Origin of the sequence: Pseudomonas sp. 14A, from assembly GCF_018132745.1 — a bacterium.
In the GTDB taxonomy this organism is placed as follows: domain Bacteria; phylum Pseudomonadota; class Gammaproteobacteria; order Pseudomonadales; family Pseudomonadaceae; genus Aquipseudomonas; species Aquipseudomonas mercuritolerans.
Genome location: NZ_JAGRQJ010000014.1, coordinates 171743 through 185597, shown reverse-complemented (window position 1 = coordinate 185597; position 13855 = coordinate 171743). Strand labels below are relative to the sequence as shown.

At 59.3% G+C, this 13855-nt stretch carries 12 protein-coding genes; 2 read left to right on the top strand and 10 right to left on the bottom strand.

Going from position 1 to position 13855, the window contains the following annotated elements; genetic code table 11:
- Positions 1-486: 486 nt before the first annotated feature.
- The 9 genes from aceA to PS14A_RS15500 all read right to left on the bottom strand — a co-directional run bounded on the left by aceA (position 487) and on the right by PS14A_RS15500 (position 11137).
- Positions 487-1812: an isocitrate lyase gene (gene aceA / locus PS14A_RS15540; protein WP_093434273.1), complete on the bottom strand. Its 1326-nt coding sequence runs from the start codon at positions 1810-1812 to the stop codon at positions 487-489.
- Positions 1813-2286: 474 nt separating this feature from the next.
- The gene (locus tag PS14A_RS15535; protein WP_212616669.1) at positions 2287-3048 is read right to left on the bottom strand and encodes a secretin N-terminal domain-containing protein; all 762 of its coding nucleotides are present in this window, start codon (positions 3046-3048) and stop codon (positions 2287-2289) included.
- A 243-nt stretch (positions 3049-3291) separates the two neighbouring features.
- Positions 3292-3717, bottom strand: coding sequence for a GNAT family N-acetyltransferase (locus PS14A_RS15530; protein WP_025108996.1), 426 nt, complete (start codon positions 3715-3717; stop codon positions 3292-3294).
- Positions 3710-4879, bottom strand: a complete 1170-nt coding sequence (locus PS14A_RS15525; protein ID WP_016775274.1) for a cupin domain-containing protein — start codon at positions 4877-4879, stop codon at positions 3710-3712. Before PS14A_RS15525 ends, PS14A_RS15530 begins: the two co-directional genes overlap by 8 nt.
- A gap of 86 nt (positions 4880-4965) precedes the next feature.
- Positions 4966-6336, bottom strand: a complete 1371-nt coding sequence (gene purB / locus PS14A_RS15520; protein WP_212616668.1) for an adenylosuccinate lyase — start codon at positions 6334-6336, stop codon at positions 4966-4968.
- 126 nt (positions 6337-6462) lie between these two features.
- Positions 6463-7086, bottom strand: a complete 624-nt coding sequence (gene hflD, locus PS14A_RS15515) for a high frequency lysogenization protein HflD (RefSeq protein WP_130912656.1) — start codon at positions 7084-7086, stop codon at positions 6463-6465.
- On the bottom strand, positions 7083-8207 hold the full coding sequence (mnmA, locus tag PS14A_RS15510) for a tRNA 2-thiouridine(34) synthase MnmA (protein WP_212616667.1): 1125 nt from the start codon (positions 8205-8207) through the stop codon (positions 7083-7085). The genes hflD and mnmA overlap by 4 nt, the downstream gene beginning before the upstream one ends.
- Positions 8208-8266: 59 nt before the next feature.
- Entirely contained in the window at positions 8267-8713 is a 447-nt protein-coding gene (locus tag PS14A_RS15505; protein WP_137214787.1) for an NUDIX hydrolase, read from the bottom strand.
- A gap of 198 nt (positions 8714-8911) precedes the next feature.
- Positions 8912-11137: an NADP-dependent isocitrate dehydrogenase gene (locus PS14A_RS15500; protein WP_137214788.1), complete on the bottom strand. Its 2226-nt coding sequence runs from the start codon at positions 11135-11137 to the stop codon at positions 8912-8914.
- Positions 11138-11618: 481 nt separating this feature from the next.
- Here PS14A_RS15500 and icd point away from each other — a divergent pair, with 481 nt between their 5' ends.
- Entirely contained in the window at positions 11619-12875 is a 1257-nt protein-coding gene (icd, locus tag PS14A_RS15495; protein WP_024013414.1) for an NADP-dependent isocitrate dehydrogenase, read from the top strand.
- 77 nt (positions 12876-12952) lie between these two features.
- On the opposite strand, the gene PS14A_RS15490 is transcribed toward icd, so the two are convergent.
- Positions 12953-13234 carry a cold shock domain-containing protein gene (locus PS14A_RS15490; RefSeq protein ID WP_130912652.1) on the bottom strand — a complete coding sequence of 94 codons (282 nt, stop codon included), beginning with the start codon at positions 13232-13234 and terminating at the stop codon, positions 12953-12955.
- Positions 13235-13458: 224 nt separating this feature from the next.
- On the opposite strand from PS14A_RS15490, the gene clpS reads away from it, so the two are divergent.
- Positions 13459-13842, top strand: a complete 384-nt coding sequence (gene clpS / locus PS14A_RS15485; RefSeq protein ID WP_212616666.1) for an ATP-dependent Clp protease adapter ClpS — start codon at positions 13459-13461, stop codon at positions 13840-13842.
- Positions 13843-13855: the final 13 nt, after the last annotated feature.

Sequence of the window (13855 nt, the reverse complement as noted above, 5' to 3'; positions counted from 1 at the left end):
CTCCTGAGGTCGCTGCGGCCCATGCGTTGCGGGCATTAGCCGGGTTTCCATCAATTATGTTTTGTAGGGTTTGTAACGAACATAGTTGCAGCTAAATGATAATTGATATCGTTTGGCGTGGTTTTGTAACTGTTTAACGAGTGAGTGGCTGGGAAGTTGTCTTACTTGCGCGTTACTGCAAGTAGCGAAGCCTACCGTTTTAGCGGAAATTTCTGACGCTTGTAGCGCTTCAGATCAATGTTTCGTCTCGCGGCTGACGGTAGCCCTGTGGGAGCGAGCCTGCTCGCGAAAGCGAAGGATCAGCCTCCAGATGTGCAAGCTGACTTATCGCCTTCGCGAGCAGGCTCGCTCCCACAGGGGATTTGTAGTGTCTTTGAGATTCCAACAGGCAAAAAAACGCCCCGATCCAGTCGGGGCGTCAATTTTGCAGCTCTGCGGTTAGCTTTTGTTCGATCCGCAGAGGCCGTTTGCTCAGGTGAAGCCGAATCAGTGGAACTGCTCTTCTTCGGTCGAGCCGGTCAGCGCGGTCACCGAGGACGAGCCGCCCTGGATCACGGTGGTCATGTCGTCGAAGTAGCCAGTGCCCACTTCCTGCTGGTGCGCAACGAAGGTGTAACCCTTGGCGGCGTCAGCGAATTCCTGCTCTTGCAGCTTCACGTAGGCAGTCATGTCGTTGCGGGCGTAGTCGTGCGCCAGGTTGAACATGCTGTGCCACATGTTGTGGATGCCGGCCAGGGTGATGAACTGGTGCTTGTAGCCCATGGCGGACAGTTCGCGCTGGAACTTGGCGATGGTCGCGTCGTCCAGGTTCTTCTTCCAGTTGAAGGAAGGCGAGCAGTTGTACGACAGCAACTGGTCCGGGTATTCCTTCTTGATCGCTTCAGCGAAGCGACGAGCCTCGTCCAGATCCGGCTTGGCGGTTTCGCACCAGATCAGGTCGGCATACGGCGCGTAAGCCAGGCCACGGGCGATCGCTTGATCCAGGCCGGCACGTACCTTGTAGAAACCTTCCTGAGTACGCTCGCCGGTCACGAATGGCTGATCGTACGGGTCGCAGTCGGAAGTCAGCAGGTCAGCCGCGTTGGCGTCGGTGCGGGCCAGAATGATCGTTGGCGTGCCAGCGACGTCAGCGGCCAGACGGGCAGCAGTCAGCTTCTGCACGGCTTCCTGGGTTGGCACCAGAACCTTGCCGCCCATGTGGCCGCATTTCTTCACCGAAGCCAGTTGGTCTTCGAAGTGAACGCCAGCGGCGCCTGCTTCGATCATGCTCTTCATCAGCTCGTAGGCGTTGAGTACGCCGCCGAAGCCGGCTTCAGCATCCGCGACGATTGGCGCGAAGTAGTCGATGTAGCCGTCATCGCCCGGGTTCTTGCCGGCTTTCCACTGGATCTGGTCAGCACGACGGAACGAGTTGTTGATGCGCTTGACCACGGTTGGCACCGAGTCCACCGGGTACAGCGACTGATCCGGGTACATCGATTCTGCGGAGTTGTTGTCCGCAGCCACCTGCCAGCCGGACAGGTAGATCGCCTGGATACCGGCCTTGACCTGCTGAACAGCCTGGCCGCCTGTCAGCGCGCCCATGCAGTTGACAAAATCTTTCTCTGGACGGAAGGACGGCTTGGCACCCTGGGTGACCAGGTTCCACAGCTTCTCGGCGCCCATCTTCGCGAAGGTGTGCTCAGGCTGAACCGAGCCACGCAGGCGGACCACGTCGGCAGCGGAGTAAGTGCGAGTCACGCCTTTCCAGCGCGGGTTCTCGGCCCAGTCTTTTTCGAGGGCTGCAATTTGCTGTTCGCGTGTCAGTGCCATGGAGATAAACCTCGTCGCGTCTTTTATGAAAAGTTGTTCTGCGGTGGAAAATTCCTGCGCTCGCTGACCAGAAGCTTAGGTGGTCAAGTCGGATTCGGCGGGGTAGGCGACGGGATGAACGATGGGCTCGAGGGGAAGTGAGCAGGTAGTGGCGCGGTGCGGGCGCATTCCGGCGTCGTGGGCCTTTATACGGTCTGCAGCGTGAAGCCGGGTTACCTAAATACGCTTCCGTCCCTCGGGACAACTTCGTTCCAGTCGGCAACCTCGTCAAACACACCTTGTGGGCGGTACAGACACGAAACGGCTCGCGGGGTAGGTGCGAGCGGCGCTTCGAAGGCCCTTGCCAGGGCCTCTGATTAGCGGGAGCGAGGCCATCATGCCTTCGCTTTTTTTTCGCGTCAAACGTTTTGTAGTGCTTTTTTTCAAGCACTACATCTTTCGTCTAATACGACTAATCAGTCAGTTTTCGGTGCTTTAGTCCAGCGTGTCGACTTTCACCTGCAAGGTCATGTCATCACGGCCTTGAGTCGAGTAGCTGCGGGTCAGGCCCTGTTTATCGGCCTGAGTCTGGCTGTTGACGCCCGCCAGAGTGATCCACTCACCGAGGCGCCCGGTGACGGTTGTGTCGGTGCTTTGCACGTTCACTACATCGGGACGTTCCTGGCTCATGCGGTCACGGTTGGTACTGATCGCCAGATGAACGGTTTCGCCGGTGACGCTGGCGGTGACGTAGAAACCCTGGGTGACGTTGCGGTATTGGGTCTCACTGCTGTAACCGCCGTAGGAATCGCTCTGGGTGTTGGTGATCGGCACGCTCTGGCCAACCTGAATCAGCGCCGGAGTGCCTTCACTGGTCTGCACTTGCTGAACGCCGCCGTTGCGGCTGGTGGTGCTGCGGCTGATGATCCGGGTCTGGTTCGGCTGAGCGCCGTTGACTGAATAACCTTCGTCGCCACGGCCATTGTTTTCGTTGGTGTCGACGGTGATCAGCAAGCGCTTCGGCGCGGTATCGAGTTGCGCCAGAAGATCCTTCAACTCCTGAATCTTGCCCGGCTCGGCTTTGACGATCAGTTGATTGCCGTAAGCGCTGACCTGACCGTCCTGGCCGATGAAATCCTGCGCGACCGGCAGCATGTCGGCGCTGGTGTGGTATTTGAGGGGGACGATTTCTGTGGCTGCCAGCACCGAAAAACTGCAGCCGAGCAGCAGGGTGGTGAGCAGGGTGCGTAGGGACATGTCCGTTATCTCCGCGTTCGAAAGGCTTGATATTGCCAGTTTGTCGGCCCGGGGTGGGGCAAGTTGAATCGTAGACAGCAAAACGCCCCGGCATCCGAAAATGGCGGGGCGTTTTGTGGTGTGCTGGCGGGCCTCTTCGCGAGCAGGCTCGCTCCCACAGTAGATCTCCAGCGGACACAAATTGTGTGTCAGGCACAGATCCCCTGTGGGAGCGAGCCTGCTCGCGAAGGCCGCGCCGCGGTCTTAAGCCGAATGCCGAACCATATCGACATGCGGTATCCCGGCCTCAAGAAACTCCTCGCTGACCAGGCTGAAACCCAAACGCTCGTAGAACGCCGTGGCTTGCACTTGCGCGCTGAGCATTTGTTGCTTCAGGCCGCGCGCTTCAGCTTCGGCGATGACCGCTTGCATCAGCGCGTCACCGACCTTCATCCCGCGCCAGTCTTTGAGTACCGAAACCCGGCCGATGTGGCCGTCGGGCAACAGCCGCGCCGTGCCGATCGGGAAGTCGCCTTCGAACGCCAGAAAATGCACGGCGGTCGCGTCATCGGCGTCCCACTCAAGCTCGGGTGGCACCGATTGTTCGGCGATGAACACCGTTTCACGAATGCGCCGGATCTCGGCGATATCCTTCTGCCAGTCTGCGACACGAACGCGAATTTTATTCATCGGCGAACCCCAGGCTCCCTTGCTTGACCAGTTCGCAGAGCAGGCTGCGGCCGTCTTCGTCGCTCAGCCACTCGCCGAGGTTGTCGGCGTGCAGGGCGTCAGCGGCGCAGATCAGCTTCAGCAGTTCGCGCAGCTTGCCCGGCAGGTAGCGGCTCTGGCCACTGGCGAACAGCAGCAGATCGTCGTCGACTTCCGACCAGGCCAGGCGCGCGCTCGGGTTGCGGATCAGCACGGCGCCGTCCTGCAGGGCGGCGAGGAAGTCTTCTTCTTCGACGTCTTCCGGGCCGACCACCAGTTCCGGGTAGCGCGGCTCGGTCATGTACTGGCCGAACCAGGTCAGCAGCAGACGCTCATCGCTCATGTGCTCGGCGAGCAGGCTTTTCAGGCGATCCAGCGCATCGTGTTGAATCTGGTGCGGATCGACCGCCGGCTTGGCGTCGGCATCGGTGTAGCGTTCTTCGTCGGTCAGGAACTGGCTGAGGAAGTCGGTGAAGTGGGTCAGCACTTCAGCGGCGCTTGGCGCGCGGAAGCCGACCGAGTAGGTCATGCAGTTGTCGACCGCGACACCGCAATGGGCCAGGCGCGGCGGCAGGTAGAGCATGTCGCCCGGCTCCAGCACCCATTCTTCGGTCTCGTGGAATTCAGCGAGGATGCGCAGGTCGGCGTGTTGCAGCAGCGGGCTCTCGGAGTCGCACATCTGGCCGATTTTCCAGTTGCGCTTGCCGTGGCCCTGCAGCAGGAACACATCGTAATTGTCGAAATGCGGGCCGACGCTGCCACCTGGGGCGGCGAAGCTGATCATCACGTCGTCGACACGCCAGCTCGGCAGGAAGCGGAAGTTTTCCAGCAGTTCGCTGACTTCCGGCACGAACTGGTCAACCGCCTGCACCAGCAGGGTCCACTCTTTCTCTGGCAATTTGCTGAACTCGTCTTCGGCGAACGGGCCGCGACGCAGTTCCCACGGACGCTCGCCGTGCTCGATGACCAGGCGCGATTCGACTTCTTCTTCCAGGGCCAGGCCGGCCAGTTCGTCGGCGTCGATCGGGCTTTCGAAGTCAGGAATCGCCTGACGGATCAGCAGCGGTTTTTTCTGCCAGTAGTCACGCAGGAATTCGCGTGCTGTGAGGCCGCCCAGAAGTTGAAGAGGAATATCGGAATTCATATGTAACCTATTGAAAAAAAGTACTTTTCAGACGGGAATAAAAACGCCCGGCGCGGCCGGGCGTCTCAAACGGGGCAAACGGTCGATCAGATGCGTTTGGCTTGTGCCACTGCGTTGCCGATGTAGTTGGCCGGAGTCAGTTGCTTGAGCTCGGCTTTGGCTTCGGCTGGCATGTCCAGGCCATCGATGAAAATCTGCAACGCTTCAGGGCTGATGCCCTTGCCACGGGTCAGTTCTTTCAGCTTTTCGTACGGGTTTTCGATGTTGTAGCGACGCATCACGGTCTGGATCGGCTCGGCCAGGACTTCCCAGCAGGCGTCGAGGTCAGCGGCAATCTTCTGCTCGTTGAGCTCCAGTTTGCTGATGCCTTTGAGGCTGGCTTCGTATGCGATCACGCTGTGGGCGAAGCCGACACCGAGGTTGCGCAGGACGGTGGAGTCGGTCAGGTCGCGCTGCCAGCGAGAAATTGGCAGCTTGCTCGCCAGGTGCTGGAACAGTGCGTTGGCGATACCCAGGTTGCCTTCGGAGTTTTCGAAGTCGATCGGGTTGACCTTGTGCGGCATGGTCGACGAACCGATTTCGCCAGCGATGGTGCGCTGCTTGAAATAACCCAGGGAAATGTAGCCCCAGATGTCGCGGTCGAAGTCGATCAGGATGGTGTTGAAGCGCGCGATGGCGTCGAACAGCTCGGCGATGTAGTCGTGCGGTTCGATCTGCGTGGTGTACGGGTTGAAGCCCAGGCCCAGCTCGTCTTCGATGAAGGCGCGGGCGTTGGCTTCCCAGTCGATCTGCGGGTAGGCCGAGAGGTGCGCGTTGTAGTTGCCGACGGCGCCGTTGATCTTGCCCAGCAGCGGCACGGCAGCGACCTGAGCGATCTGGCGCTCGAGACGGTAAACCACGTTGGCCAGCTCTTTACCCAGAGTAGTCGGCGAAGCCGGCTGACCGTGGGTGCGCGACAGCATCGGCACGTCGGCGAAACGGATGGCCAGTTCGCGGATGGCGTTGGCGGTCTGGCGCATCAGCGGCAGCATCACGTCGTCACGGCCTTCACGCAGCATCAAGGCGTGGGACAGGTTGTTGATGTCTTCACTGGTGCAGGCAAAGTGGATGAATTCGCTGACCTTGGCCAGCTCCGGCAGCTTGGCCGCCTGCTCTTTGAGCAGGTATTCGATCGCTTTGACGTCGTGGTTGGTGGTGCGCTCGATCTCTTTGACGCGCTCGGCGTGCTCCAGCGAAAAGTTTTCCGCCAGTTCGTTGAGAACGGCGTTGGCCTCGGCGGAGAAGGCTGGCACTTCAGGGATGCCAGCATGGGCGGCCAGGCGCTGGAGCCAGCGCACTTCAACCAGAACGCGGGCACGGATCAGGCCGTACTCGCTGAAAATCGGGCGCAGGGCCTGGGTTTTGCCGGCGTAGCGGCCGTCAACAGGGGAAACCGCAGTGAGCGAAGAGAGCTGCATGGGGTGTTCTCGGACAGTCGGGCAACGAAATGGGGCGCGTATCATACATGAAAAAATCCGCCGGTCCGTCGCCAACTGACCGGCGTATTACGCGTTACAGACTACAAAGCCTTCATGACGCGGCGTTTACTCGCTGCGCATCAACGGATAAAGCTCTTTGAGCAGCTTGCGGCGGCTGATCACCAACTGCCAGCGATGACCACCGAGCTGACGCCACAGGCGCGCCGAGCGGATACCAGCGAGGAGCAGGGCGCGGATTTTCGAGGCATTGCTCGGCTGCTGCAGGTTGCGCATGTCGCCGTGCACCTGAATGCGCTGGCGCAGGGTGCTCAAAGTGTCCTGATACAACGCACCGCAAGCGGCGATGACGTTTTCGTGCGCAGGGCCAAAATGCTCCACCTGCGACTGAATCTGCGGCAGGCGTTTGGCAATCGTCTCAAGCATGTCGTCACGCTTGGCCAATTGCCGCTCCAGACCGAGCATCGACAGCGCGTAGCGCAACGGCTCGCGCTGCAAGGTGCTCGGATCGCGCTCCAGTGCGCCAATCAGCGCGCGATAACCCTCGCGCAGATTGATGTCGTCGCCACCGTACACGTCCAGCGTATCTTTCGGATCCCGTACCAGCAGGCTGCCGAGCATGCAACTCAGGCCGGCCTCGTTGGTCTGGCCGGTCTTGGCGATGCGGTCGACCAGCACGGCGGCGAGAAACACACCGCCCAGCGCCGTCAGTTGCTCCTGAGTCGGGCTCATGCCTGGGCGCTCCACGGCTCGGCCACTTCGATCACGCCGCCGCCGAGGCAGATTTCACCGTCATAGAACACCACCGACTGGCCCGGCGTCACCGCGCGTTGCGGTTCGTCGAACACGGCGCGATAACCGTTGGCGGTTTTTTCCAGGGTGCAGGCCTGATCGCTCTGGCGATAGCGCACTTTCGCCGTCAGGCGTAGCGGCTGGCTCAGGTCGATCGGATTGACCCAGTAGATTTCCGAAGCGAGCAGGGCGCTGGAGAACAGCCATGGATGGTTGTTGCCCTGACCGACGATCAGCTCGTTGGTCTGCAGATCCTTGCGCAGCACGTACCACGGCTCATCGCCGGCATCCTTCAAGCCGCCTATGCCGAGGCCCTGACGCTGGCCGATGGTGTGGTACATCAAGCCGTGGTGACGGCCGATGACTTCGCCTTCGGTGGTCTTGATCTCACCCGGTTGTGCCGGCAGGTACTGCTTGAGGAAGTCGCTGAAACGACGCTCGCCGATGAAGCAGATCCCGGTGGAATCCTTCTTCTTGGCGGTGGCCAGTTCGTATTTCTCGGCAATCGCGCGGACTTCAGGCTTTTCCAGTTCGCCGACCGGGAACAGGGTCTTGGCGATCTGTTCGCCGCCAACGGCGTGCAGGAAGTAGCTCTGATCCTTGTTCGGATCGAGGCCCTTGAGCAGTTCGGTGCGGCCATCGATGTCGCGACGGCGCACGTAGTGACCGGTGGCGATCAGGTCGGCGCCGAGCATCATCGCGTAGTCGAGGAACGCCTTGAACTTGATCTCGCGGTTGCACAGGATGTCCGGGTTCGGCGTGCGACCGGCCTTGTACTCGGCAAGGAAGTGCTCGAACACGTTGTCCCAGTACTCGGCCGCGAAGTTGGCGGTGTGCAGCTTGATGCCGATCTTGTCGCAGACAGCCTGAGCATCCGCCAGGTCGTCCATGGCGGTGCAGTATTCCGTTCCGTCGTCTTCTTCCCAGTTCTTCATGAACAGGCCTTCCACTTCATAACCCTGCTCGATCAGCAGAAGGGCAGAAACGGAAGAGTCCACGCCGCCGGACATGCCGACAATGACGCGCTTCTTGGATGTGTCAGAAGGGGCTGGATCACGCATAGGGGTTCAATGAGTGTCTTGGAAAAGGGCGCGATTCTATCAGGCTCGCGGCCGCAAGGCTAAAGAGAAGGGCGGATCAGTTCGAGGCTGAAGTGATGACCGGCCAGATAATCGTCGATGCAACGGATGATCAGCTCGCTGCGCCAGTTGTCGCGCTGGGCGATTAATTCTTCGCGGGTCAGCCACTTGGCGCCGACGATGCCGTCGTCGAGTTGGTAATCCGGGTGGTGCTGCACGGCTTTGGCGCTGAAGCATATGCGCTGGTAAGTCACGCCGTTGCTCGGTGCGGTGTACAGATAAATGCCGATCACGCCGGTGGGTTCGACGTCCCAACCGGTTTCTTCGAGGGTTTCGCGAATCGCCGCGTTGATCAGGGTTTCATCCGGATCGAGATGCCCGGCGGGCTGGTTGAGCACATTGCGCCCGCCTTTGTGCTCTTCGACCATCAGGAAACGGCCGTTGTCCTCGACGATGGTGGCGACGGTGATGTGGGGGAGCCATTCCATAAAACCTTCCTCAATATCCAGGTTAAAACCCGACCCCCTGTGGGAGCGAGCCTGCTCGCGAAAGCGGTGGGTCAGTCAACGAAGGTGCTGAATGATAAACCGCATTCGCGAGCAGGCTCGCTCCCACAAGGGATTTATGTTGTCAGTAAAAACACAAACCCCGGCACTCGGCCGGGGTTTGTTTACCGCATTACAACCTTAAACCAGCGCAGCAATCGCCGCGTTGAAGGTTGCGCTTGGGCGCATGGCCTTGCTGATCAGCTCGGCGTCGGCGTGGTAGTAACCGCCGATGTCGACTGGCTTGCCCTGAACGGCGTTGAGCTCGGCAACGATAGTTGCTTCGTTCTCGGTCAGGGTTTTGGCCAGAGTCGCGAACTGCGCTTGCAGTGCAGCGTCTTCAGTCTGGGCGGCCAGGGCCTGAGCCCAGTACATCGCCAGGTAGAAGTGGCTGCCGCGGTTGTCGATGTTGCCGACTTTGCGCGATGGCGACTTGTTGTTGTCGAGGAACTGGCCGGTGGCCTGGTCCAGGGTTTTCGACAGCACCAGTGCTTTCGGGTTGTTGTAGTTCACACCCAGATGCTCGAGGGAAGCGGCCAGGGCGAGGAACTCACCCAGCGAATCCCAGCGCAGGAAGTTTTCTTCAACCAGTTGCTGCACGTGCTTCGGAGCCGAACCGCCGGCGCCGGTTTCGAACAGACCACCGCCGTTCATCAGCGGCACGATCGACAGCATCTTGGCGCTGGTGCCCAGTTCCATGATCGGGAACAGGTCGGTCAGGTAGTCGCGCAGTACGTTACCGGTCACCGAAATGGTGTCCTTGCCTTCGCGGGTGCGCTTCAGGGTGTACTTCATCGCGTCGACTGGAGCCATGATCTGGATGTCCAGACCGCTGGTGTCGTGATCCTTCAGGTACGCCTGAACTTTCTCGATCACTACGCCATCGTGAGCGCGCATCGGGTCAAGCCAGAAGATCGCCGGCGTGCTGCTGGCGCGAGCACGGTTGACGGCCAGTTTGACCCAGTCCTGGATCGGCGCGTCTTTGGTCTGGCACATGCGGAAGATGTCGCCGGCTTCGACAGCCTGTTCCATCAGCAGCTTGCCTTTGCTGTCGGTGACGCGAACAACGCCGTCAGCCTTGATCTGGAAGGTCTTGTCGTGGGAGCCGTACTCTTCGGCTTTCTTCGCCATCAAACCGACGTTCGGCACGCTGCCCATGGTGGTCGGGTCGAAAGCGCCGTTGGCTTTGCAATCTTCGATCACGGCCTGGTAGATGGTCGCGTAGCAACGATCCGGGATCACAGCCTTGGTGTCGTGCAACTGACCGTCGGTGCCCCACATCTTGCCGGAGTCACGAATCATCGCTGGCATCGAGGCGTCAACGATGACGTCGCTCGGCACGTGCAGGTTGGTGATGCCTTTGTCGGAGTTGACCATCGCCAGCGACGGACGAACGGCGTAGACCGCTGCGATATCGGCTTCGATCTGCGCTTGCTGGTCGGCCGGCAGGGCCTTGATGCGCGCGTACAGATCGCCGATGCCGTTGTTCAGGTTGAAGCCGATCTGGTTCAGCACGTCAGCGTGCTTGGTCAGAGCGTCTTTATAGAACTCGGCAACGATCTGGCCGAACATGATCGGGTCGGAGACCTTCATCATGGTCGCTTTCAGGTGCACCGAGAGCAGCACGCCCTGGGCCTTGGCGCTTTCGATCTCGGCAGCGATGAACGCACGCAGGGCGTTTTTGCTCATCACGGCGCAGTCGAGGATCTCGCCGGCCTGAACGGTGGTTTTTTCTTTCAGAACGGTGGCAGCACCGTCCTTGGCGATCAGCTCGATCTTCACAGCGTCAGCGGCGTCGATCAGGACAGCTTTTTCGCTGCCGTAGAAATCGCCGGTGCTCATGTGCGCGACGTGGGACTTGGAGTCCTTGGCCCAGGCGCCCATTTTGTGCGGGTGCTTGCGCGCGTAGTTCTTCACCGACAGCGGAGCGCGGCGGTCGGAGTTGCCTTCGCGCAGAACCGGGTTCACGGCGCTGCCCTTGACCTTGTCGTAACGCGCCCGGGCGTCTTTTTCGGCGTCGCTGGTCACGGTTTCCGGATAGTCCGGCAGGTTGTAGCCCTGCGCCTGCAGCTCTTTGATCGCGGCTTGCAGTTGTGGCACCGAAGCACTGATGTTCGGCAGCTTGATGATGTTGGCTTCAGGCGTAACGGCCAGGTCGCCCAGTTCGGCGAGGTGGTCGGCTACGGCTTTGTCGCCCAGTTGCTCGGGGAAGCTTGCCAGGATGCGTGCTGCAAGAGAGATATCGCGGGTTTCCACGGCGATATCGGCCGAGGCGGTGTAAGCCTCGATGATCGGCAGCAGGGAATAGGTGGCGAGGGCAGGAGCTTCGTCGGTGAAGGTATAGATGATCTTCGAGCGGGTGGGCATATTCGGATTAACTCTCTCTTCTTTGCTAAAGCGTGCGCAGAAACTCGAGGGGCGCCGGGTAAGCGCGTTCGTTCAAAGTCATCCATGAACCGAATGTCGAGATTCTTCGCGGTGATGTTGGGTGCATCAGTAGAGCGTCAAGCAGTCAGGCTGCGGTAACAACCCGACCAATCAGGCGGAAAGTCTCGTGCTAGAGAGGCCAGCCGTCGTGACCCTGTGGTCAGCGGGCGGCATTATACATAGGTAGCTGGCAATCTGCCGATGGTTCATATGCAACGATTCTCGTCCATTGGTCTAAAGGTCGCAGGGCGCGACCGGGCAAAGACTCGTTACGAATGCTGGAGTTTGGCGCTTTTCCCTTTGCTTTCAGGCTTGTAGGAAACGAGATGTGCGCGGCGGCGGAACATAGGGTTTGCGTGTTGATTCAACTGGGTTACGCTCGAAGCAAGCCAGGTGTTCAATCCAAACAATGGAGTTCAGCATGGGTTACAAGAAGATTCAGGTTCCAGCCGTCGGTGACAAAATCACTGTCAATGCAGACCATTCTCTCAATGTTCCTGATAACCCGATCATCCCCTTCATCGAAGGTGACGGTATTGGTGTCGACATCAGTCCGGTGATGATCAAGGTTGTCGATGCTGCTGTTGAAAAGGCCTACGGCGGCAAGCGCAAGATTTCCTGGATGGAAGTCTACGCCGGCGAAAAAGCCACTCAGGTTTATGACCAGGACACCTGGCTGCCGCAGGAAACCCTCGACGCGGTCAAGGATTACGTGGTCTCCATCAAAGGCCCGCTGACCACTCCGGTCGGTGGCGGCATCCGCTCGCTGAACGTGGCCCTGCGTCAGCAACTCGACCTGTACGTCTGCCTGCGTCCGGTGCGCTGGTTCGAAGGCGTGCCGAGCCCGGTGAAAAAGCCCGGCGACGTCGACATGACCATCTTCCGCGAGAACTCCGAAGACATCTACGCCGGTATCGAATGGAAGGCCGGTTCGCCGGAAGCCACCAAGGTCATCAAATTCCTTAAAGAAGAAATGGGCGTTACCAAGATCCGTTTCGACGAAAACTGCGGCATCGGTGTCAAGCCGGTCTCCCGCGAGGGCACCAAGCGTCTGGCGCGCAAGGCTCTGCAATATGTAGTCGACAATGACCGCGATTCGCTGACCATCGTGCACAAAGGCAACATCATGAAGTTCACCGAGGGTGCCTTCAAGGAATGGGCCTACGAAGTGGCGGCCGAAGAGTTCGGCGCGACCCTGCTGGACGGCGGTCCGTGGATGCAGTTCAAGAACCCGAAAACCGGCAAGAACGTTGTGGTCAAGGACGCCATTGCCGACGCCATGCTCCAGCAGATCCTGCTGCGCCCGGCGGAATACGATGTGATCGCTACGCTTAACCTCAACGGTGACTACCTGTCCGACGCGCTGGCGGCGGAAGTGGGTGGTATCGGTATTGCGCCGGGTGCCAACCTGTCCGACACCGTAGCGATGTTCGAAGCGACCCACGGTACTGCGCCGAAGTATGCCGGCAAGGACCAGGTCAACCCGGGCTCGCTGATTCTCTCGGCCGAGATGATGCTGCGTCATATGGGCTGGACGGAAGCGGCGGACCTGATCATCAAGGGCACCAACGGTGCGATCGGCGCCAAGACTGTTACTTATGATTTCGAGCGTTTGATGGATGGGGCCAAGCTGGTTTCGTCTTCCGGGTTCGGGGATGCGTTGATTTCGCATATGTAAAAGTCGCAGGCACGCAAAAACCGCCTGACTCGATGGGTTGAGTCAGGCGGTTTTTTATGACCGAATGTTTTGAGGCTTCAACTGGTTGCCGTTTGTTGTTCCGTGGCAATCGAGCTTGGCGTGGGAGCTGCTTCGACCGAAGTTATCTTCACGGCATGCAAGCCTTTAGGGCCATGAACGATCTCGAAGGTCACCGCCTGACCCGCTTTCAGGGTCTTGTACCCTTCCATTTCAATGGCCGAGTAGTGGGCAAAGAAATCAATGTCCTTGCCATCCTCATCGCGACCTTCCCGGGCGTCGGTATTGATAAAGCCGAATCCCTTGGCATTGTTGAACCATTTCACCTTGCCGACAGCCATGCTCAAATCCCTCTGCAACAGACTCCATCGCTGGAGTATCATCCACGACATCCGCAATCGAATTCGATAAAAGAATTGACTCCGCGGATCTTTTTTACCCACTGTGGGCTCTATTGGTTGTAACACCGTTTTCCCGATAGTCAAGGTGACCGGGCAGTCGTAGTTGAAAACGTGTGCAACCGCCCCCACCACTGTATTCGCACAACTGACGAACCTTTTTTTCCATGCATGCAATCAGCCAGATTCGACTAACATTCAATCAGGATCGCCCGCTTCTCCAAAAGGATCTTCCACAGGAGCACGACGACGATTCGGCAGGCGTTGCTGTTCAGGAAGCAAAGCCCGCGTTACAGGCGCCGCCGATGTACAAGGTGGTTTTGTTCAACGATGACTACACACCGATGGATTTCGTCGTCGAAGTGCTCGAGGTGTTTTTTAACCTGAATCGCGAGCTGGCGACCAAGGTCATGCTGGCCGTCCATATAGAAGGCCGGGCAGTATGTGGAGTGTTTACCCGCGACATCGCCGAGACAAAGGCCATGCAGGTCAACCAGTACGCCAGGGAAAGCCAGCATCCGCTACTCTGTGAAATCGAGAAGGACGGTTAATCGCCGACCACTT

Coding starts and splice junctions, on each gene's coding strand:
- aceA (WP_093434273.1), bottom strand. CDS start 1,812: ATGGCACTGACACGCGAACAGCAAATTGCAGCCCTCGAAAAAGACTGG.
- PS14A_RS15535 (WP_212616669.1), bottom strand. CDS start 3,048: ATGTCCCTACGCACCCTGCTCACCACCCTGCTGCTCGGCTGCAGTTTT.
- PS14A_RS15530 (WP_025108996.1), bottom strand. CDS start 3,717: ATGAATAAAATTCGCGTTCGTGTCGCAGACTGGCAGAAGGATATCGCC.
- PS14A_RS15525 (WP_016775274.1), bottom strand. CDS start 4,879: ATGAATTCCGATATTCCTCTTCAACTTCTGGGCGGCCTCACAGCACGC.
- purB (WP_212616668.1), bottom strand. CDS start 6,336: ATGCAGCTCTCTTCGCTCACTGCGGTTTCCCCTGTTGACGGCCGCTAC.
- hflD (WP_130912656.1), bottom strand. CDS start 7,086: ATGAGCCCGACTCAGGAGCAACTGACGGCGCTGGGCGGTGTGTTTCTC.
- mnmA (WP_212616667.1), bottom strand. CDS start 8,207: ATGCGTGATCCAGCCCCTTCTGACACATCCAAGAAGCGCGTCATTGTC.
- PS14A_RS15505 (WP_137214787.1), bottom strand. CDS start 8,713: ATGGAATGGCTCCCCCACATCACCGTCGCCACCATCGTCGAGGACAAC.
- PS14A_RS15500 (WP_137214788.1), bottom strand. CDS start 11,137: ATGCCCACCCGCTCGAAGATCATCTATACCTTCACCGACGAAGCTCCT.
- icd (WP_024013414.1), top strand. CDS start 11,619: ATGGGTTACAAGAAGATTCAGGTTCCAGCCGTCGGTGACAAAATCACT.
- PS14A_RS15490 (WP_130912652.1), bottom strand. CDS start 13,234: ATGGCTGTCGGCAAGGTGAAATGGTTCAACAATGCCAAGGGATTCGGC.
- clpS (WP_212616666.1), top strand. CDS start 13,459: ATGCATGCAATCAGCCAGATTCGACTAACATTCAATCAGGATCGCCCG.